The sequence below is a fragment of the Legionella massiliensis genome, assembly GCF_000756815.1.
Taxonomy (GTDB): Bacteria; Pseudomonadota; Gammaproteobacteria; order Legionellales; family Legionellaceae; genus Tatlockia; species Tatlockia massiliensis.
This window is the reverse complement of sequence record NZ_CCVW01000002.1, coordinates 886,013-907,584: the sequence shown is the minus strand read 5'-3', so window position 1 is coordinate 907,584 and position 21,572 is coordinate 886,013. Positions and strand designations below refer to the sequence as shown.

The following is a 21,572-nucleotide window of genomic DNA, read 5'->3' as shown; positions in this document are numbered from 1 at the left end:
GTCAGTAATCGGGCACCGCAACCCCTCATCCGCCCTTCGGGCACCTTCTCCCCTGAGGAGCGAAGGGAAACATCGAGTCGTTCCTTCTCCCTTTTAGGGAGAAGGTGCCCGGAGGGCGGATGAGGGTTTGGATATTGGAAGTTCTTTAGGAAGCTGGGGCTGCTCAGGATGATGTATTATCCAGGCTGCTCACCCACCAATGGATTCTTATAGCGCTTCAAATACGATTTAGCATAAGAATGAGACGCATAATCCGTAAGATGTGTTAGATCACGAAATACAGGAACCCCATTGATATCTACCTTACATACTCCCTTTATACATTGAACCTTCCTCGGATCAATAATAATCAGTTGGCTATATTTCTTTTGCATTTCTGCAAATAGCTGGTCAAACCATTCGTCTCTCTTTGGGTCAAAGTTAAAATCACATTGCTCGGGTTTGTAAGCCACTCGCCGTTTTATATGCTTAAAAAAGCAATCATGGGGATTATCATCAAGCGAGGGCAAGGCTATCGATTTGATGAATACAGGACGGGCGCCAGAGTCAATGATGAGTTGCAAAGCCTGATCAACCGCTTTCTCAATGCGTTCCTTTGATAGTTCCACCGAACGTTCATCATCGACATTATTGATAATCTTAGGTGCCAGGTAACCAGCCCAGTTTTGTCCAATGATGACAAAGTCGTAATGATTCTCCTTAATCATTTTGTAGTAAAGCGAGTTTTGATCATAACAGCTTTGATAAACCCCATTGAGACCTTCTAGCCAGTCATATTGTGCTATGCCAGGTAAAGCTAAACAGCCGGCTGTTGAATGGGCTAAAACAGAAAGGTTCGCATCTTTAGCAAAGGAATCCATAAATTGCCAGTGATGATTTGAAAAGGAGTCGCCAATCATGAAACCTTTGCGACTATCAGAGTTATTGGCACCCAATAGGCAGTCGTTTCTAATTTCAGTATTCGCTTTCTCAAGATTACGCAAGCAATAGGGTCTAAGGCTTGTAGAGTATTTATTTAGAAGCGTGTAGATCCTTGTTGTGTCTTCAAAGCGTTGAGGATAGCCCTGGTATTTTTTAATTTCATAGTCACTGAAATGAAAAAGTAGCGCAGGTAAAAGCAATAAAGAGGCAAAGGTATAAACAAATCTAGTGTTATTTAATTTGCGTGCAGGCTTTTCAATAAATCGCCAGGATAGATAAGCTGTAATGATTATCAAGACAAAGGCAAGGATTAACACTGTCGAAGTTTCCTCGAAATTGAGGTAACGAATCGTTACAAAAACAGGCCAGTGCCAGATGTACAAGGAATAAGAGAGTAAGCCTATGAATACGATTGGCTTCAGTGAAAGTAAATAGACACTGAGTGGTTGCGAATCATACTCTCCTGAGCGGATAAGGATTGCTACTGCTATACATAGACCCAGGGTATACCAGTTAGGAAAACCAAGGCTGATATTCGACAATCTTGCCACATAAAATAGACTGAGCAGGGCTGCAATACTCACCAGATTGACCAGGTACTTGTTCCAATTAATACGTCTGGGTGCCAGTGCAGTACAAGAGCCGATAAAAAACTCAAAAATACGACTTAAAAACAGGTAATAGGTTTTCTCCGGCATAATGGCTGAATAATGCAGAGATAGGGCAAACAATGCAGCGGTGAGTAGATAAATAACCTTCGAGATGTATCGATTGCCAACAAGACGATGTAGCAGATAAATGACAATAGGCAGGATTAAATAGCATTGCCACTCTATGGATAGTGACCAAGTGTGTAAGAGGGGCAAAAAATCAGCTTTTTCGGAAAAATAACCCTTCGTTACTCGTTCAAAATACTGGTTAGAAAGGAAAAGGGAGGTTTTGCGCGCGCTCTTACCAAAACTAACTAAGTCTTCGGGGATGTAAAAAAGCAGGGTCAGCAGAGTCGTTACCACAATCAGGCAAATAAAAAGAGGCTGTAAGCGCCAAAGCCTGCGATTATAAAACTCAACAAAGGAAAAACTGTTATTTTGTAGGGATTTATGAATAATTCCTGTAATCAAAAAACCTGAAATAACGAAGAAAATATCAACACCGATGAAGCCAGAGGGAAATAAAGTCAAGCCAGCATGGAATACCAGTACAAATAAAATAGCAATGGCTCTTAGCCCGTCAACATGTGGACGATATTTCATCCTTCACTTTCCTCTGCAACAAAAAAATTTTCGCGATTATACCGTAAAAGGTATTTTTTTATAATTCGTTGGTGTTGATTTTTTGTTCAACTCTATCAGGGTGGGGGCTCGTGGGATTTTTACTCCTGATCCCGTCATCCTGAGCACAGGTAGTATAACTGCCATGCGGGCTCTAAATACGTACGTCATGTCGAGCGTAGAGAGACATCTCCTGAATGTGGCATAGTGCTAATCACGGAGATCCCTCATTACGTTCGGGATGACGGGATTAGGTGAAGTGGAACACTCAAAATCCCGCGGCTTGACCGCGGGATCTAGTGCTGCCTGATTAAGAACTATAGGGCAGAACAATAACAGTTGTTCCTACATCGATGAAATTATCATGCAACCATTTTGCGGCACCCGGTAGAACGCGGATACAGCCATGACTGCTATTGTAGGTTGGGACTTCATAAGCGGCGTGGATTGCATAACCTTGGTAGAAGTGCATGCAATAAGGCATCTTCGCCCCACCTTCTGTACCATCTGCTCTGATTGGGTATTCATGCGATGTACAATCTGGGCCTTTCTTATCGAAAACAGCATAGGTTCCAGTCACTGTACGGCAACCCTGGTGTATATCTTTGCAGTAATCCATACCACCAGAGGCACTACCGGTCATTACGCGGTGGCCTTGGGCATCATAGGCAGCCCAGGCTCCAGCCTTGGGATCAAAGATAAAAAGTTTTTTGCCAGTTGCTTCCCGTTGCATAGGGAACACTGATTGGCCGCGGGTATCATCTTGGTATTGTACGGTGTAATGTGGATAACCGGCATCATCAGTGACCATATCCATATTTTCGTGAGTTGCACAAGATGCAAGTAAAGCAGCGCCTAACAGCGGTAAAAATTTTAATTTTTTCATAATCTACTTCTTAAAGCTCGTTATCACATTACTTTGTTGCTGCATCTCCCCTAGCTAACCAGGGGAGAGCAAAAATCAAAGCGCCTTCATAAACTCAGTTAGATCTTGTTTTTCTTGTTCATTGAGTTTCAGCTCCAAAACAAGATTAAAGAATTCTACAGTATCAGCTAGGGTTAGCAAGCGGCCATCATGCAGGTAAGGGGGAGAATCCTTGATGCCGCGAAGAGGGAAGGTTTTTATCGGTCCATCACCCACTGCCTTCATACCATTAATCAATTGAGGCTTATAGAAACGTTCTGTTTGCAAATTGTGCATCGTGTTATCAGTATAATAAGGTGGTGTATGGCAGGTTGAACATTGTGCCTTACCGAAAAATAAGTCCTGGCCGCGTAATTCAGCAGGAGTTGCTTTGCTGCGATCCAGTTTGCCATCCCATTTCAGTTTGGGTGCTGGAGGGAAATCAAGAATCTCTTGAAACTCCGCCATGAAATGCACCTGGCTACCGCGCTCCAGTATATTGACTCCCTTTTTGGTGGCAATAACCGGGTCACCATCAAAATAAGCTGCTCTTTGCTCAAATTCAGTAAAGTCCTCGATACTCTTCAGCGCACGCTGTGAACCGAATAAACGTTGAATATTCACACCGCGCAGAGTTGGGGTGTTAATACGATGGCGGAATTCCTGCGGACGAATATCGCCTACTAAATGCGTTGCCTTGTTAGTATGGCCGTTTGCATGGCAGTCTAAACAAGCGACACCGCGGCTAGGCGCAACCGTACGGCGATCCGTAGTTTGGTTATATTGCTGCTGTGGGAAGGGGGTGACTAATAAGCGCAGACCTTCCAATTGTTTAGGATTTAATATGCCATTGAATAAGTCATAATAATTTTCGATGGTAACCAGTTTTCCCTGAGAAACATCGCCGAGATCTGGACGGGTAGTCAGATAAATAGGCGCCGGATAGGGTGGGAGGAAATGATCAGGAATATCAAAATCGAGGTCAAAACGGGTTAGATCGCGATTTTCCTGTTTATTAATCTCATCGATAGCAAATTTAGGAAACAGCATGCCACCTTCTGCATGGTTAGGGTGGGGTAGCGGGAGAAAGCCCTGCGGAAATAATCCTTTTTCTTTAATCTGCTCAGCGGTCATTTTTGCTAGGCTATTCCAGTCAGTACCCGACGGCAACTTAACGCGCACCCCTTCCTGAATTGGTTTACCATTCGACATGGTCGCATCTTTTGATGGCTTGTTGCTCAGATCATAACGCTGATTAAGCAGCTCTTTCTGTTTGTCGTTAATCGCTTGCTTTTGCCCTGACATCCTCTGCATGACAGTTTGGAAACTTTCTTTCTCAACGACAGGCATGTAACTTGATGGGGGTGGGTTATCATCAGCAAAACAGGGGGATGAGGCACAAAACGAAAATAGAGCTAACCCTAAGGTTTTTTTTAACATGGGAAAATCCGTTTACTTATGTGATCGTCCTAAATCATAAAATAGTTGCTATCTCATTTCAACAAGGGGGGAAGCTAACCTGAGCCTTTAAACCACCCTGTACACGATTGGTCAGGCTGATTTTTCCTTGATGAAGCTGAATGATTTCCCGGGCGATTGTAAGGCCTAAGCCCGTGCCGCCGGTTTCTCTGGAGCGAGAGCTTTCGCCGCGATAAAAGGGGGTGAAAACTTGCTCGAGTTCTGATTCCCGCAATCCCGCGCCATTATCTTCGATGGAAATTTCAATTTGTTCTTTGGTTTTTTCAATGGTAACTAAAGCCTGATTACCGTAAAAAAGAGCGTTATTGATCAGATTGGAAAATGCGCGTTTGAGTAAGTTAACAGAGCCAGAGTAAATTAATTTCTCCGCATTTGAATTAAATTTAACATCAAGATTTAAATCAGCCGCATCTTCACAGAGTGATTGCAACATAGCAACCAAATCAAAGCGTTGCATTTTTTCATCATGAGCATCCTTAAAATAATCCAGGGTTTCACGAATCATCATTTCCATGTCATTAATATCATTCATCATTTTTGCGAAATGTGGGTTATCACTTAGATATTCCATACGTAGTTTTAAACGAGTCAAAGGTGTACGCAAATCATGGGAAATTGCTGTGACAACCTGCGTTCTATTTTGTAAAAGTTTAGACATTCTTGCTTGCAGGGTATTAATCTGAGTTAAAAGCATTTTCTGATCAACACTTCCCGTTACTGGCATAGGTAGCCAATTTTCCTGGCTTTCACTGTAAATAAGACTTTGACTCAAGGTCTGTATCGGCTGATTTAAATTTTTAACCGCCCAGTAATTGATTAAAAATAACGCGAAGAGCAGACCTAAAAGAGCCGTTGTTAGGGCTGCATTAAGGCTAGTATGATCGTGTTGCGGGGGAAGCAGGCTGAAATTGAGCCAGGAGTTTTGTTTAATAAACACAGAAAGTTCGACTTGTTTATGTTGTTTGATCAAGTCAAAGACAATGGGGGCTTTTAAATTTAATAAGGCATTATCAGGATAGAGTGGGCTTGCTGACAGGGTCATCTTCGACCAGGGGATGGTTTGTTTTTGTAATAAGCCTGGCCATTTGCTTGGGGGTTGCGATTGTAAACGATGAACCAGTTTGATGATTGAATGCACGGTCTTGGGCGGAACAACAGGTTTTAGGGCTGCAAAGAGAAAGTATTGGGTGAGAACTATGCAGGCAACTAAAAGCAAGAGATTGCCAGTAATGAGCAAAGCATAAGTCTTGCGTGCTGAGGCTGTTAATTTATTCATGAGTTCACTTGAGTTTTTAGCTGATAGCCACCACCGCGGATGGTTTTTAGCAACAGGGGATTGCGGGGGTCGACTTCGATTTTTTTACGTAAGCGACCAATAAGTACATCAATTGAGCGATCTAAGGGATCGCAGTCTCTATCGTATAAAAGATCAGATAGCTGATCGCGGCTTAGAATACGGCCTGGGTGCTCTAAAAAAATAACAAGTAAATCAAATTCACGTTGGCTGAGTGAAATAGCGATTTCATCCTCATCGATTAGGCAATGGGTTTCTCTATCGAGTTGCCAGTTGGCAAACTGAATTTTATTCAAGGGGCTTAAGCGTTTACTGTTTGATTGTAATTCACCACTGGTACGCCGCAACTGTGCCTTGACCCGCGCTAAGAGTTCACGCGCGCTAAAGGGCTTGGTGATGTAATCGTCTGCCCCCAACTCCAGCCCAGCAACACGATCGGCGGTACTATCAGCCGCGCTTAACATAAAAATCGGTACATCATGAGATTGGCGAATGAGTTTACACAAACTGAGGCCATCGCTTCCTGGCATCATGATATCCAGAATAATCAGGTCAAAGTTATTTTCACGCAACAAGGCTGACAGGTTATTACCATTGTAGGCGCAGGTTGTTCTATAACCATGCTGAGTTAGGTAATCGCTGATGAGTAAGGTGATTTCTTTGTCATCGTCAATGATGAGAATATGGTGTTTTTTGGGGCTCATTGTTTAAATAATATAAATATTTTCTTCTTCGCTATTGTAGCATTGATAAATTGACAATTGTTTATCCTTATTTTAGATTTAGTCCGTTTTGCTTTGTGCGTGATGAAAATTCTCTTAGCTGTTCCGAATCCCCGCGGGGTCCATGTAGCTTGACCATCGGTAGGTCCCGCGATCAAGCCGCGGGAATTCGAATCTTTTTGGAGATTGTCCCGTACAACGTTCGTTTTTATCGCCGGGGGTGCTTTGCTTTTTGTAGCAAGGCTGAGAAAAACCCTTACAACCTGCTCTGGTTAATACCTGCGGAGGGAGTGTGATAGGTCTTATTGCGCGGGTCATAATACCTTGGTTGCACCTCCTTCCTTGTAGTTAAGGAAGTTATGACAACAGAAATATATAAGCTTATTCTGGTTACCCACCGTCAAGCGCAGCCACTAGACGCCTATTTGCAATTTATTGAAAAATGCGTCACTTCAGGTGTTAGTAGTGTACAACTGCGCGAGAAGGATGCTTCGCCTTTCTTTTTGCTTGACTATGCATCCAGACTAAAAAAGCTCTTGGATCAATATCAAATTCCTTTGATTATCAACGATAATCTTGAGCTTGCATTAGAAATTGATGCCCATGGTGTTCATTTAGGGCAAACAGACGGATCACCAGCTCTCGCCAGAGCGCGCTTGGGTCCTGATAAGTGCATCGGCTTATCAATTGAAAGCGAAGACGACCTAACAAGGGCAAATGCCTGCGAGGTCGATTATGTTGCTGCCAGTGCAGTCTTTCCCTCTAGTCATAAAACCAATCTTCGCACAATCTGGGGGCTCGATGGTCTTCAATCTCTGGCTAAGCGCTCAATACATCCGCTAATCGCAATTGGTGGTATCAATCAGCAAAATCTTGGCAAAGTAATGGCTGCTGGTGCTCAAGGTGTTGCTGTTATTGGTGCCTTGCATGAAGCAGACAATCCCGCTGCTATGGCTGCTGAATTACGGTCTTTCGTTGACAGGAGTAAAAATAATGAACCTGGTTAAAGAATTAGAGATAGCCTTAACATCTCTGCGTCAGTCTAAGCCCCTTGTGCTGTGCTTAACCAATGTTGTAACTATGGACTTAATGGCCAATAGCCTGCTAGCACTCGGTGCTGCCCCTTTGATGTCCCAGGCTCGGGATGAGCTTGAAGAGTTAATCGCAATAAGCCAAGCGGTCTATATTAATCTCGGTACTCTTGATCAGCCCTTTTGTGAACGGGCTCGTTATGCTGCAAGTTTGGCCAAACAACAGCATAAAACAATTATTCTTGATCCAGTAGGTGCCGGTGCTAGTCGTCTTCGCACAGAGGCTGCCAAATCCTTGCTACCCTTTGCGGATATTATCCGCGGCAATGCTAGTGAAATTTTGGCCCTGGCTGATGAAGTAGGGGAAACAAAGGGAGTGGAGGCCTCACGCACGGTTGACCAGGCGGCGTTTTCTGCAAAGAAATTGGCGAAGACCTTGCGGAATGTTGTGGTGGTAAGCGGCCCCGTTGATTTGGTTACTGATGGGACAGCGACGATTAAGCTGCCTTTCGGCTCTGCGTTGATGCCCTTAATTACTGGTATGGGCTGCACGCTCACTGCGGTAATTGCCGCCTTTGCTGGGATTGGTTCTAATGCTTATAAAGACTCTCTGTTAGCAACGGCCTATTTTGGTTTATGTGGCCAACAAAGCCAGCAACGAACTCAAGAACCAGGAACCTTTCGGCAGCAGTTTATAAATGCCTTATTCAAACCCGATTGGGCCTTCTTTGCTGATTATTCCAATGAAATAAGCAAGATGGAGATCGAATAAATGAGTATGGAACATAAGGCCTTATCGATTGCTGGGTTTGACGGTTCCGGTGGCGCCGGGATTCAGGCTGATTTAAAAACTTTTTCAGCCTTTGGCTGCTATGGAATGACAGTCCTAACTGCTTTGCCTGTGCAAAATACCCGAGGTGTTAAGTCTTGCTATGAATTACCTTTGCAGGCGATAGAAGAACAATTAGAGGCTATTTTTAGTGATATCCGACCTCATAGCATTAAGATTGGTATGCTTTTTAAGGCAGAAATCGTTGAGCTGGTTGCTGATTTTCTCAAGCCCTATGCCCAAGAGATTCCTATCATTCTTGATCCCGTGCTTGTTGCCAAAAGTGGCGATCTGCTATTAATGCCTGATGCGCTCGCTGCTATGAAAAAACAGCTTATCCCCTTAGTTACTCTAATCACCCCTAACTTACCGGAGGCTGAGGCTTTGCTAGGGATTTCTGCTGTTTCAGGACATGATATGCCTAGAGCTGCTGCCCAATTACTAGAATTTGGCGCAAATGCTGTTCTGCTAAAAGGCGGGCATTTGTCCGATAATCAAGCGAGTGATTTTCTATTGAATCGACAAGGTGAAAGCCAGTGGTTCACAAGTGCTAGGATTGATTCGAAAAATACCCATGGCACAGGATGTACCTTATCGGCGGCTATTGCTGCAGCCTGCGCACTTGGCTTTGACTTAGTCGATGCCTGTCACGTCGCAAAACACTATATTTCCAAGGCTATTAAGGCGGCAAAGGATGATAAGGTTGGTGAGGGGAATGGTCCTGTTCATCATTTTTATCATTTATGGCCGGCTATTGATAAGATCTAAATCTAGTAAAGCCCGTCATCCTTCACTGCACTCCCAAAGACGTACGTCATGTCGAACGCAGTGAGACATCTCCAGTATGAGGCATAGTACTAGTTCCGGAGATCCCTCACTATGTTCGGGATGACGGGTTGCCTGAGGATGACGGAGTGTTAGGGCTTTCTAATTGTGCTCGCCGCTTTTATAGCAAACAGCTTCTATACGATGGGGCATTGATGCTGATTTTACGGTGTATTCATATTGAGTCATATCAGAACCGTTAAAATCTGCTTCGATACAACTCACTACCGTAGATGGCATGGTTGTAATCTGGGCTGTAACCTTAAGTTTTCCATTTGAGCTGCAAGGTGGAATCCCATAATTTCTATCATTTGACAAATCATAGGGAATTGCCCCTTCTCCAGTACAGGTAGACACTATTTGCACCTGGTAACCGGATTGATTTATCACGTTGTAAGTCTGTGAGTAACCAACCACAGGAAGTATTAAGCTAAGACCGGCAAGAAAGTTAATATTTTTATTCATAGATATTCTCTTCTATTGGTTATGGTTTTATTCCCACAGCAAAGTTGCAGGAATTTAGTTATACTAGCTTTTCATTTGTGAATAATAAACAAACTATTAGTAAAATAATTGAAAATCACTGCAGTGAACACCAGAATTTGATTTTTCTAGCTTTTTCAGGCTATAACATAGTTGAACGACTAAAAAGGATAAAAGCAATGAGTACCTTTCTAATTGGGATTTTGGTGTTAGCCGTACTTTTGCTCTTTTGGGCAATTGGGATCTTCAATAGTTTAATTGCTTTAATTGAGGCAATTAACAACAACAAGAGACAGATTGATATTCAATTAGACCGTCGTTATAAGGTTTTTGAATCGCTCATCGAAACCGTTAAAAAGTACATGGATTATGAGCAGACTACGCTGAAAGATGTGGTGGCTCTGCGTAATCAAGCTCAGGCTGCAAAAGCTGCTGGCGATGAAAAAGGGCAAATCGCCGCAGAGAACGGTATTTCGCAGATTGCTTCTAATCTGAATGTTGTTTTTGAACAATATCCTGATCTGAAAGCTAATCAGAACGTCTTACAATTACAGGAAGAAATCGTCAACACCGAAAACAAATTGGCTTATTCCAAGCAAGCCTATAACGATAGTGTTGAGCGTTATGAGGCAAAGAAAAAGTCATTTTTTGAATCCATGGTTGTTGGATTTTTCCGTGATAAATTAGACAAAGCCTTTGAGTACTGGTCTCTGCCTGAGGAGCAAATCAAGGTTCGAGAAGATTATACTGTCAAATTTTGAGTATAACCCATGGCACTTTCAGACTATCACGCTTCAGCAGGCAATTGGCGTGAGCAACTCAAGCAAAATGAGCGCAAAACCCGCTGGGTTATTGCGCTCTTCCTGGGAATTTATATTGCTGTCGGCTTAGTTGTTGATGCCGTCGTTATCTCTTCGCAGTATCCCCAGGCTTCATTAGGCCAATTGTTGCTTGCTTTAGCGACCCTCAAAGTAACGCCCTATGCAACGCTGATAATGGCTGGGATTGCCGCTGTTTCATTAATGATCACCTATGCGATGTACGACACCATCATGCTGCTAGGGACCGATTCGCGGGAAATTACGCCAGAAACTGCGCAAAGTCTGCAAGAAAAACAATTATATAACGTGGTTGAAGAAATGAAGGTTGCTGCCGGCCTGAGTTTTATGCCCAAGGTTTATATTATTGAAGCAAATTATATGAATGCTTTCGCAAGTGGTTATAGTGAAAAATCGGCCATGGTTGCCATAACCCGTGGTTTGATGGAAAAACTGGATCGTGCTGAGCTACAGGCGGTCATGGCACATGAATTAAGTCATATCCGTCATCACGATATTAAATTGACTCTGATGGTCGCAGTACTTTCAAATATTTTATTGATCGTCATTGATATTTTGTTCTATTCGATGGTTTTTAGCCGCAGGGATGATCGTCGGGGGAATCAAAATCAACTGGCCATGGTTATTATCATTCTTCGCTATGTTTTACCCTTATTAACTGTTGTTTTAACCCTCTTCCTAAGTCGCACGCGCGAATATATGGCGGATTCAGGAGCGGTACAATTAATGCGTGATAATGAGCCGATGGCGCGAGCCCTGCTTAAGATTAGTCAGGATCATGAGGACAATGCAGCACAATATACTGATGAATATGGCAATACTGCCCATGAACAGATAAGACAAGCCTCTTACCTTTTTGATCCCTCTAGTATCGACCCAGTGAAATCCTTTAGCTCCGCTTTTTCTACTCATCCAGCGATAGCAGATCGTCTTAAAGCGCTTGGTTTTATTAGAAAAGATAAAAAATAGCCTGATTTTCCATTTTATTATTCCGAATTCTTGTGGCTTGACCCATAGGTATCTACACAAATGTTTGTAATAGGTGAGCCCTGTCCCCCTAAGGCACGTCATCCAGAGCGCAGCGAAGGATCTCCTGAATGGGGCGCTGTGCTAATCCCGGAGATCCTTCGCTGCGCTCTGGATGACCTAATGTTGAGACAAGGAGGGACGTGACATTACAAATACCTAAAAGTGCGTAGGTACCTATGGGGGTGATCGCGGGAATTAGTGCCTATTTTGGGGTTGTTCATTCTTGTTCCGTACAGCTCTTCATTTTACAAATACCTCACTTCAGCCTAGTATTAAATAAATGGACTTTTTTAAACAAAAAGGAGTTTGGCATGTTAACGTGGGCTTTAATTTTCCTAGTGGTCGCAATTATTGCCGGCCTTTTTGGCTTTAGAGGCATTGCTTCGACAGCTGTCGATATTGCAAGAATTCTATTTTTCTTATTTATAGTGATTTTTGTCGTTCTTCTAATATTAAGCTTTTTTGGGGCTGGAACACCTTCACCTGCTGCTGCGACTTAGTAATAAAATGGCTCTTAGAGCCATTTTTTACGCTTAAAATATTTATAAGGAAGCAGGGCAGATAAAAACATCAGGCCAATAGCCATGAAATATCCCCATTTATAGTTCAACTCTGGCATAAAATGAAAGTTCATCCCATAAATGCTTGCGATCAGGGTTGGGGGGAGGAAGATAACCGCGGCGACGGAAAAAATTTTGATGATCGCATTCTGCTCAATATTAATCATTCCCAAGGTCGCATCCAAAAGAAAATTGACCTTCGAGGAAATAAAGCTGGCATGATCACTTAAAGCGCCAATATCCTTACTTAGGGTGTTTAATCTTGTTTGTCCCTCATTATCAAGTTGCGCACCAATTGATTGGCCAAAAAAGGGAATTAAGCGGCTAAAGGTAACCAGACATTCACGTGCTTTGGTATTTAGATCCGCATTAGTCCCTACATCTTGGATCATATTCTGATAATTTGGCTTCCCACCTGACGAGTCGGATCTGAAAATGAGCTTGGAATAGTCTTCAAGGCGATGAGCGACGAATTCCAAGATATCAGCTAATCTATCAATAGTCGCTTCTAATAGTTCAATGAGTATTGTTGCTGCATCGTTATGGATGAAATCAAAATTATGCAATTGAGAAATGCATAATTTAAAGGCCTGGGGTTCGATATAACGGATAGTAATTAATTGCTGTTTAGTGAGGACAAAGGTCACTGCATCCTGCTTAGGATCAGGCGATTCAGATTGAGCAATCATTGCTGCGGTCATAAACAGGGCATCTTTGTGTTTATACAAACGGCTGGATAATTCAATTTCACGCATTTCTTCACGTGTAGGAATATTCAATCCCAATTGTTTTTCCAGCTTTAACTCTTCACTCCTTGTTGGGCGGAGAAGGTCAATCCATACGGCCTCTTTTAGCAACGATAAATTGCTTTCATTGATTTCGTTGGCCTGTAAGGTTTCTTTACTCAAATAAGCAATAATCATCCTATACCCAATAGCTTTATGAACTTCCTATATTAGGGCCATTTATTAACGAAATCAAAATGCATGAGAGATTAGTCTGAACTAAACTTATATAAAGGGAGTATTTTGGCACCAAAGAGGATTTTTTTATGCCTATTATGCTTAATCGGCATGTCAAGATGTGGATTCATCCGGATGGCCTGATTCCAGCAAAAATTATCAATCGATTAATTTTTCAAAGAAAAATTCGTCCGCAAGATTATTTAACTTTTTTTGTTAACCAAAGCTGCATGAACTTAGAAAAAACTAAAATCAAATTATTAACAGATTTAGGAATTAAGATAAAAAATATTAACGCTAGTTTAGCGAAAGCGCCTGATGATCCTTTCTTGGTCGCCTTTGCTCGACAAATTTTGGCTAAGGCTGCCCTATCTAAAACTGTGTGCGATTCGGTGTTTGCAACTGATTTTTTAAGATTATTAAAAGTTGTTCAGCAGGAAGGAGTTTACTCCAACAATGACGTTTTATTTTTAAATTTTAGCGATGAAATTTTCCTAAGAAAGCAATATTTGTTTGGCTGTCATGCACAAGGTATACCCGATACTTATATCTTTGCTATGGATCTGGACTATAGCGATATTTTCTATGAAGAATTAATCGAAAAAATAAAAGAGATCTGTGGCGATCCGCCCTTTAATGATAGCGAGATGAGTGGCCTGACAGGTTTGGCTTTTATACCTGACAGTATCAATATGACTGCTTATGGTCATTTAAATTTTCCAGAAACCAGAGGAAATGTCATTTTTGAAAAAGATAATGCGCAGCGAGGTGGAGAGAAAAAACTGCATAGCGATGATGGCGATGATCCTGTACTGGCAGCAGCTGAAGAGGCATTAAAACGGGGCTATGTACAAGCAAAGGATCTTGCTTTTAATTATCGAGTTTCCGCGGCTTGACTTATGTAACAATTTCTCTGAATTATCCAAGAAATTTCTCTAAATTATCGAAATTATTTCTCTGAATAATTATTGAAAGATAGTACTGTTGTCTGGGCTCTTACATTCCGTCATCCCGAACATAGTGAGGGATGACGGGCTATGTTAGGGACCAAGTACAAGTATATTAAAAACTGTTAAGGCTCCGTTAAGAAACCCGTAATATTTCGTTAAGACTGCTGTGCTTTAATCGGTCCTGAAAAAAATTTTAGGACATAAAAAAATGCCAAGTTATCGAATAGAATCACCAGTCGTTATCTTTAATCATGAAGAATACGGCGAACGCTTATTATTCCAACAAGGGGAAGCAAATCCTCGTAATGAACTCGGAAAAAATGGTGTTACCTTGCACCGTTGGCCTGGTTCTATGTTTTATAGAACAATCAAAATTCAGGCTGCTCAGATTGATGAACATGGGACGCAGGAAGCTCGTGAGTTTACCGTAAATCGTAACAGTTTAATTAAATATATCGGTGGTGATGCCAGCTCTGATGACTCTGATGACGCACTGATTCGCAAGTTGCAAAGCAAATTATGGATCTCTGAGTTAAACAATCCAAGCCAGGAAGAAAAGGCTAAACAAGGTGAGGCTGGAGAACATCTTCGTCATGCTGGTCAGCATAATCAGCGTGCTGTCAAACATTGGTCTGATCCGATAGTTGATTTTTTCAAAGGTTCTTTTCTCAGCTGGCTTTACCAAGTCACTATTCGCAGTGTTAACCTCATCAAAGTTCGTTTTTTCCTCTATGGCAATGAAAAAGATCACTTTGAAAACGGTGAAATTCTAGCAAAAAAACGATTCCACGAGGCCTATGCCGAAGTGCCTGCCTATAGAACACATATGACTACCTATAATGGTATGCCAATTGAGGATATGAGCTTCCGTGATATTCCTCTGACCAACAAAGCGAACTATATCAAGGTTCAGGAACATGACTCAGATACCCATTTACAGGGTAAATATCCTGAGCGCTCTAAAACCGATACCTCAACAGGTACGACAGGCAAACCAACCGCCTGGGTACGTGGTGAGCGAGAGTTAGATACGGTTAAAAAGTCATTAGAGCTTGCTGCAAGAATCCAATTTGGCGATCGCAGGCTTAATTATGTTAATGCCTTTGCCTTAGGTCCTTGGGCAACTGGTTTAACAACCTATGAATTAATGCGCCAAACCGGATCAGTCTTTGCTACAGGACCTGATAAAGAAAAAATTCTTGATGAGTTGCTGCGAATTGCTAAATACGAAAGGCACCAGCTTGAATTAGCAGTTGATAAGTTGCAGGCAGAAAATCCTAAGATCAGAAACACAGGCAAAAAACTTATTGCCGATCTAATCGAAGCCACATTCAAAGCAATGCTGAAAACCCGCGATCTAAAACTAGCTGATGCTCTGAATGAGAAAATTAATGGTCTTTCTGAGCAGCAACAAGCCTTTATCAACAAACATAAAGGAAAAATTCTAGCGATTGCTGAATCCTTAAACAAAGAGAAGACACAAACGATTATTGCGGGTTACCCACCCTTCCTGAAAGATTTAGCTGCCTTTATCAAAGAAAAAGAAGCAGAAACAGGCTATAGCTTAGAAGACTTTTCAGTGATTGGTGTTGTTGGCGGCCAGGCTATTTCCGAAGCAATGCGTGATCTGCTGAAAAAGGATGGCTTTAATCAAATCTACTCGTCTTATGGTGCTTCTGACCTGGATATTAACCTGGGTGTCGAAACCGAAGATGAAATGGTCGTACGTCAGGCTATTGAACAAAACCCTGGTTTGGCTCGAGAGCTTTATGGCGAGAATAAAGGCTTACCGATGGTTTTCCACTATGATACCTGGAACACTCATGTTGAATGCCTTGATGGAGAAGAAGAGCATGAGGAAAAAGATTCATTGGTATTTACTACAACCCGTGATGACCGTTCTTCACCACGTATTCGTTATGATTTAGGTGACAAAGGCCGAATCTATGCTTCTAGTGACGTACAAGCCCTGTTAGCAAAATACGGCATTTTCCATAAGCCAAGAACCAATTTACCCCTCATGTTTGTTTGGGGACGTGATTCAACAGTTGTTTTCAACGGCGCGAACTTAGCCTTTACTGAGTTAGAACGTGCGGTAGAAAATATTGATACCGAGGGAGAGGTGCTTAAGAAGGCTTTCTACACCTATCATGATCAGTTTGGCGCTGAAAAACTGGAACTGTGGTTGGAACTTAATGACGACGTTGAAATCCCAGAGGATATGGAAGCTTATGCCCATGCATTGATTTCTAAACTTGCCAGCTTAAACCAAGACTTCCGTTACCAATTAGAAAGTCTTGATGAAGGCTCGGTATTACCGGTGGTACGCTTCTTTAAGCGTGGTCAAAGCCCAATCTCTGAGGCCGGTGGTCATCGTAAGCAGGTGTTGGTATTCCAAAAAGAGAATTTACCAGAGGATTATGCCTTTCCTGCTGAGGAATATTGCCGCGGTGTCGCAATTCAGATGAGTGATGATATTCTGCGCTCAGAGGTACAGTTAAGCGCATAGAGACAAAAGCAATCCCTTATCCTACGGGCACATCGAACCCTGTTTATCCCGTCTCCCTTTTAGGGAGACGGTGCCCGTAGGGCGGATGAGGGTTTCTAAATCTGGTTCTACAAACTCACATAAAAATTGATAGACAAAATATTAGAGTTGAAATAGGGCGAACGAATACGCCTAATATACTGATCCATATAACCAATTTCACTGGTAATTTTAGAGGTTATTTTATAACCCAGGCCAACAAAAACGCGGTTTTGATCAAAGCCTTGGCCCTCTCCATCAGCATTAAAGTTATTCTTATTCCAAAACAATTCCTCAGAACTAACCAAGCTCCATTTGCTATGAGTTCTTAAGGGAATAACCAGTTTAAACTGCTGCCTTGCTCGGTAACCGACATTGGTATTTCTTTTGGCAAAGCGTTGTTCCATGCGGGTTCGGCTGGAAAAAGTCAAATATTTAAACTCTTTTTTCCATAAAAGTTGTTCCCAGGTTCGATTTTCAATAAAGAGTGAACTGGCAAAGGGAGCGCCTGTCTGAATCCAGGCATAACCTAGCCAGAAACTTAGATGTTTTGTCAGGTCATAACCTAAACCGGGGCGAAATAAGGTTTGTGAGCGCCGACTAGAATCATCACCTAGCCGCTCCTGACCCTCCAGCCAGTATTTGAAACGGCTGAAGGATCTACTGTCCTTTGAAAAATTACCCGACGCCGTTAGATTGAACCAGTTTTGATAATCTTGAATGGTCGAGCAATTTCCAGTGATGCAGTAACAAAGCAGCACAAAGGCAGATAGAGGTTGTAAAAAAATTGGGTAATTTCGTTTCAAAACAATTCTACTTGGGGCTGAGATGGCATCCATATTGTCATGAAAATAATTGTTTTTCTACAGCGTCTTGAGGCAGCTAGCCCCGTTAAGGAGGGTTCTGTCATTCCCGCCTTCGCGGGAATGACAGATGCCCTTAACTTTAGCCCTCATCCTGCAAAAACAATAACAAGGCCTTTTGCACATGCAATCTATTTTCACTTTGGCTAAAGATTGCCGAAGCCGGCGCATCGGGCAAGGTTAGAGATACTTCCTTTCCCCGCTCCATCGGCATGCAATGCATAAAAATCGCTTCAGGTCTTGCATGAGCCATTAAGGCTTCGTTCACTTGAAAACCAGCAAACTGTTCCTCTGCGCGCTGTTGTTCAAAGCCCATGCTTGTCCATACGTCGGTATAAAGTGCGTGGGCTTGGTCAGCGGCTGCTTCTGGGGTTTCCTTGCGATGAATCATCGACTTTGCCTTGCTCTGAGCTCGGGTAAGGATTTGCTCCTTGGGTTGATTGCCTGATGGGCAGCAGTAATTAATACTCAGTCCTAATTGCGGAGCCAGCTCCAGCAGGCTATGCAGGATATTATTGCCATCACCAATATAGGCCAGAGTTAGTCCTTCAAGCTTGCCGAAGTATTCTTGCAGGGTGAGTAAATCAGCAAGAATCTGGCAGGGATGATAGAGGGCTGATAAGCCATTAATAATAGGGATAGTGGCATAGCCTGCCATTTCCTCAAGCCCTTTATCCTCATGGGTTCGTATCATCACAAAGTCGCAGTAACCATTAAGGACTCGAATAAAATCACGGGGTTCTTCCGTCTTTCTGGTTGTGCTAACACTTTCAATCGCTGTGCCCCCCAAACTTTGGATTGCTCGGGTGAAACTGAGTCGGGTTCGAAATGAGGGTTTTTCAAAAATCATGACTAAATTCTTATCGCTAAGCGCCCTAGCATAAGATTGCGGATCCTTTTTAACTTTGCTGGCTAGCTCAAGAACAAAAAGCAGTTCTTCCTTGCTTAACTCCAAACCAGTCAATAAATGTCTGGTTTTAACAGGATGCTTTGTTTGCTGATAGAGCTCTTGCAAGGGCTTGATAAAGACCAGTGAATCTTTAGTTTCCAACAAGGATTGCACAATCATTTTTGCTGCTTCGTAGGTCGAAACATAGGGAAGATTGTGCTGCAGGGCATAGGATAAATTGGCTAGGGAACCATCAATTGCGATAACAAAATCGGGTTTGCTTTGGCTTTCTATCTCATGCAACACACTAAAACCGGCTTGCGCCAGCTTTGCCAGCAAAGGATCGTCTATGGCTAGGCCTGATATCAGGACAGCCTTTGATAGGCTTAGGCTAAAGTCATGGCCTGCAGCAATCTGTGCCTTTAAAAAAGCCTCATAAGCGGTGTGGCCAATTCCCATTACTTCACCTGTTCCCTTCATTTCTGGACTAAGAATGGGTGAAGAGGTAGCAAATTTTCGAAAGGGCAGCACGGCTTCTTTGACCGAGTAATAAGGTAAGCTCACTGGGCTGAGGCATCGCTGTTCTTTTAAGGATTTGCCTAGCAGGCAATTGACCGCGATTTCCACCAAAGGAAGGCCTGTCGCTTTGCAAATGAAAGGAGTGGTTCTTGAGGCTCTCGGATTGACTTCGATCAGAAACACCTCAGAATCTTTTACGGCAAATTGTATATTCATAAGTCCTTTTAACCCTAAGGCTTGGGCAAGATCTTTGGTCTGCTGATGAATCAGATTGACGATTGCCGGAGTCAGGCTGTAGGGGGGGGTAATGCAGGCTGAATCGCCTGAATGAACACCGGCAGGTTCAATATGTTCAAGAACGGTTGGTATAAAAACATCTTCACCATCAGTGACAGCATCCACATCAATCTCAATAGCACCAGCAAGATATTCTTCCAGAAGCACTGCGTGGTTATTCAGCTTAAAGAGCTCAGTGAGTTTTTCTTTGAGCAGAATTTCATTCGTCACAACCTCCATACCTCTGCCACCAAGGACAAAGGAAGGGCGAATGATTAGGGGAAATTGCAAGTCTTCTAAGGCCTCCTCGAGCCCATCAAGGTTACTAAGTGCTTTATTCTTTGGTTGCTTTAGACCTAAATGTCGCACTAAAGCACTGAATTTGTCGCGATCTTCGGTGATATTGACGATATTTGAAGTTAAGCCTAATAGGGGAACCTTTGCCAGATGAAGAGCGTCCAGCAAATTCAATGGGGTCTGACCCCCAAATTGTAGGGCTACCGCATCGGGTTGTTCCTTTTCGATCAAATCCAGGACTTTTTCATAGGTTAGGGGGACAAAATAGAGTTTAGAGGCTACATCATAATCGGTAGAGACTGTCTCTGGATTGCAATTCACCATAATGGTTTCATAGCCTGCGGCAGCAAAGGCTTGAATTGCTTTGACGCAGACATAGTCAAACTCAATGCCTTGGCCGATTCGGTTAGGGCCGCTGCCAATGATCATAATCTTTGGTTTGTCTGAGGGCTTGGATTCGCAGTATTCCTGGTAGGTGCTATACAAATAAGCCGTTTCTGTTTTAAATTCGCCGGCACAGCTATCCACGCATTTATAGACTGGGTAAATGCCTAGCTCTTGGCGATATTGTCGCACCCTCATTTCTGTAGTCTTGGTTAGTTTGGCAATTCGCTGATCGGAAAAACCTTGTTTTTTCAACTTTAACAGGCTTGTTTTATCAAGTTCGGATAAGGAGTTAAGCCTTTGTTCGGCTTTGACCAGAGAGTTAACCTGCTCTAAAAACCAGGGATCAATAAAGGAAGCCGCATGCACCTCTTCAATGCTGAAACCTCGTCGAAAGCTTTCGGCAATAGACCAAAGATGGGTTGAGGTGTGTCGTTTAAGCTGCGATTTCAACTCCTCATCGCTTAATTCGGGAAGCGAATCAAGGCCTGTGGCATTGATTTCAAGGCTTAGAATGGCATGCTGCAAACTCTCGGTGAAGGTTGAGCCAATGGCCATAACCTCGCCCACAGACCGCATTTGCGGGCCTCTTGCTAGGTTTTGGGCATTGAATTTTTCATCATGGAATCGCGGAATTTTAACCACGGTATAGTCAATGCTGGGCTCAAAGGAAGAGGGTAGAGCGCCGGCGGTAATTTCATTTCTTAGTTCATCAAGGGTGTAACCTACGGCTAGCTTTGCCGCAATCTTGGCGATTGGAAAGCCGGTTGCCTTGGAAACCAGCGCTGATGATCGCGATACCCTGGGGTTCATTTCAATGACCACCATTCGACCTGTCTGCGGATTGACAGCAAATTGCACATTGCTACCGCCGGTATCCACTCCCACTGCTCGCAAGACTGCGAAAGCCGCTGTTCGCATCGCCTGGTATTCAACATCGGTCAAGGTTTGGATAGGCGCGACAGTAATTGAATCACCAGTATGAATGCCCAGGGGATCAAAGTTTTCAACGCCGCAGACAACGATGCAATTATCATTCTTGTCGCGCACAACTTCTAATTCAAACTCCTTCCAACCAATCAGTGCCTCATCAATGGAAATTTCCTGGCATTCAGGCTGAGCAAAGGCTTGCTGGAAGATTGCCAGGGCTTCTTCTTCGCTATGAACTAAGGCAGCTCCTGCTCCACCAAGGGAAAAGGAAGAGCGGACAATGAGTGGTAGGCCTAGCTCATTCATAATGTTCAAAGCCGTCTCATAGCTTTGGGCTGTGAAGCTTTTTGGCACATCTAAACCAATGTCCAACATCTTTTGGTGGAAAAGCGTTCTATCCTCGGCAAGGGTAATGGCCTCGATTGAGGCACCGATCAGTTCAACCTGGTATTGCGCCAGAATACCTTTTTTATCTAAGGCCAGGGCACAGTTTAAGGAGGTCTGCCCGCCTAGGGTTGCAATCAGCGCATCAGGTCGCTCTTTGGCGATAATTGCACTGACAAACTCAGGGGTAATTGGCTCAATGTAGGTTGCATCGGCTAATTCGGGATCCGTCATAATCGTTGCTGGATTCGAATTAATGAGAATCACTCGATAACCTTCTTCCTTGAGGGCTTTAAGGGCTTGGGTGCCGGAATAATCAAATTCACAGGCTTGGCCAATGTTAATCGGACCAGAACCGATAACCAGAATGCTTTTTATCTTAGTGTTTTTTGGCATGTTGCACC

General features: G+C 43.0%; 17 protein-coding genes and 1 riboswitch. Of the genes, 8 read left to right on the top strand and 9 right to left on the bottom strand.

Annotation, left to right across the window (positions count from 1 at the left end; genetic code table 11):
* Positions 1-176 precede the first annotated feature (176 nt).
* From BN1094_RS11100 to BN1094_RS11080, 5 genes are all read right to left on the bottom strand, one after another.
* Positions 177-2,174 carry an acyltransferase family protein gene (locus BN1094_RS11100; protein ID WP_043874444.1) on the bottom strand — a complete coding sequence of 666 codons (1,998 nt, stop codon included), beginning with the start codon at positions 2,172-2,174 and terminating at the stop codon, positions 177-179.
* Positions 2,175-2,502: 328 nt separating this feature from the next.
* Positions 2,503-3,078 (bottom strand): L,D-transpeptidase, encoded by a 576-nt coding sequence (locus BN1094_RS11095; protein WP_043874443.1) that lies wholly within the window; start codon positions 3,076-3,078, stop codon positions 2,503-2,505.
* A gap of 75 nt (positions 3,079-3,153) precedes the next feature.
* Positions 3,154-4,536 carry a cytochrome b6 gene (locus BN1094_RS11090; RefSeq protein WP_043874442.1) on the bottom strand — a complete coding sequence of 461 codons (1,383 nt, stop codon included), beginning with the start codon at positions 4,534-4,536 and terminating at the stop codon, positions 3,154-3,156.
* 58 nt (positions 4,537-4,594) lie between these two features.
* The gene (locus BN1094_RS11085; RefSeq protein ID WP_043874441.1) at positions 4,595-5,851 is read right to left on the bottom strand and encodes a sensor histidine kinase; all 1,257 of its coding nucleotides are present in this window, start codon (positions 5,849-5,851) and stop codon (positions 4,595-4,597) included.
* Positions 5,848-6,573: a response regulator transcription factor gene (locus BN1094_RS11080; protein ID WP_043874440.1), complete on the bottom strand. Its 726-nt coding sequence runs from the start codon at positions 6,571-6,573 to the stop codon at positions 5,848-5,850. Before BN1094_RS11080 ends, BN1094_RS11085 begins: the two co-directional genes overlap by 4 nt.
* A gap of 224 nt (positions 6,574-6,797) precedes the next feature.
* Positions 6,798-6,899, top strand: a riboswitch (TPP riboswitch).
* Positions 6,900-6,950: 51 nt separating this feature from the next.
* Between BN1094_RS11080 and thiE the strand changes: the two genes are divergently transcribed.
* The 3 genes from thiE to thiD are packed head-to-tail and all read left to right on the top strand — an operon-like array spanning position 6,951 to position 9,219.
* The gene (thiE, locus tag BN1094_RS11075) at positions 6,951-7,598 is read left to right on the top strand and encodes a thiamine phosphate synthase (protein ID WP_043874439.1); all 648 of its coding nucleotides are present in this window, start codon (positions 6,951-6,953) and stop codon (positions 7,596-7,598) included.
* A complete protein-coding gene (gene thiM, locus BN1094_RS11070; RefSeq protein ID WP_245614298.1) occupies positions 7,585-8,394 on the top strand; it encodes a hydroxyethylthiazole kinase in 810 nt (269 codons plus the stop codon). The genes thiE and thiM overlap by 14 nt, the downstream gene beginning before the upstream one ends.
* Before the next feature lie 6 nt (positions 8,395-8,400).
* Entirely contained in the window at positions 8,401-9,219 is an 819-nt protein-coding gene (gene thiD / locus BN1094_RS11065) for a bifunctional hydroxymethylpyrimidine kinase/phosphomethylpyrimidine kinase (protein WP_043874638.1), read from the top strand.
* Positions 9,220-9,378: 159 nt separating this feature from the next.
* On the opposite strand, the gene BN1094_RS11060 is transcribed toward thiD, so the two are convergent.
* Complete coding sequence (locus BN1094_RS11060; RefSeq protein ID WP_043874438.1) at positions 9,379-9,741, bottom strand: hypothetical protein; 363 nt, start codon at positions 9,739-9,741, stop codon at positions 9,379-9,381.
* A 197-nt stretch (positions 9,742-9,938) separates the two neighbouring features.
* On the opposite strand from BN1094_RS11060, the gene BN1094_RS11055 reads away from it, so the two are divergent.
* The 3 genes from BN1094_RS11055 (at position 9,939) to BN1094_RS11045 (ending at position 12,127) form a co-directional block, all read left to right on the top strand.
* The gene (locus BN1094_RS11055; protein WP_043874437.1) at positions 9,939-10,520 is read left to right on the top strand and encodes a LemA family protein; all 582 of its coding nucleotides are present in this window, start codon (positions 9,939-9,941) and stop codon (positions 10,518-10,520) included.
* Positions 10,521-10,529: 9 nt separating this feature from the next.
* Positions 10,530-11,567 (top strand): zinc metalloprotease HtpX, encoded by a 1,038-nt coding sequence (htpX, locus tag BN1094_RS11050; RefSeq protein ID WP_043874436.1) that lies wholly within the window; start codon positions 10,530-10,532, stop codon positions 11,565-11,567.
* A 371-nt stretch (positions 11,568-11,938) separates the two neighbouring features.
* Positions 11,939-12,127 carry a DUF1328 domain-containing protein gene (locus tag BN1094_RS11045; RefSeq protein ID WP_043874435.1) on the top strand — a complete coding sequence of 63 codons (189 nt, stop codon included), beginning with the start codon at positions 11,939-11,941 and terminating at the stop codon, positions 12,125-12,127.
* 14 nt (positions 12,128-12,141) lie between these two features.
* Here the strand turns inward: BN1094_RS11045 and corA are convergent, their stop codons facing one another.
* Positions 12,142-13,110: a magnesium/cobalt transporter CorA gene (gene corA / locus BN1094_RS11040; RefSeq protein WP_052403253.1), complete on the bottom strand. Its 969-nt coding sequence runs from the start codon at positions 13,108-13,110 to the stop codon at positions 12,142-12,144.
* Positions 13,111-13,238: 128 nt separating this feature from the next.
* Between corA and BN1094_RS11035 the strand changes: the two genes are divergently transcribed.
* Both BN1094_RS11035 and BN1094_RS11030 read left to right on the top strand, forming a co-directional pair.
* Positions 13,239-14,045, top strand: coding sequence for a hypothetical protein (locus tag BN1094_RS11035; RefSeq protein WP_043874434.1), 807 nt, complete (start codon positions 13,239-13,241; stop codon positions 14,043-14,045).
* Positions 14,046-14,307: 262 nt separating this feature from the next.
* Entirely contained in the window at positions 14,308-16,608 is a 2,301-nt protein-coding gene (locus BN1094_RS11030; protein WP_043874433.1) for a phenylacetate--CoA ligase family protein, read from the top strand.
* Positions 16,609-16,715: 107 nt separating this feature from the next.
* Here BN1094_RS11030 and BN1094_RS11025 read toward each other — a convergent pair whose 3' ends face one another.
* Together BN1094_RS11025 and carB are read right to left on the bottom strand one after the other, a co-directional pair.
* Positions 16,716-17,432, bottom strand: a complete 717-nt coding sequence (locus BN1094_RS11025; protein ID WP_052403266.1) for a DUF2490 domain-containing protein — start codon at positions 17,430-17,432, stop codon at positions 16,716-16,718.
* Positions 17,433-17,571: 139 nt separating this feature from the next.
* A complete protein-coding gene (carB, locus tag BN1094_RS19990) occupies positions 17,572-21,564 on the bottom strand; it encodes a carbamoyl-phosphate synthase large subunit (protein WP_081935121.1) in 3,993 nt (1,330 codons plus the stop codon).
* Positions 21,565-21,572 lie beyond the last annotated feature (8 nt).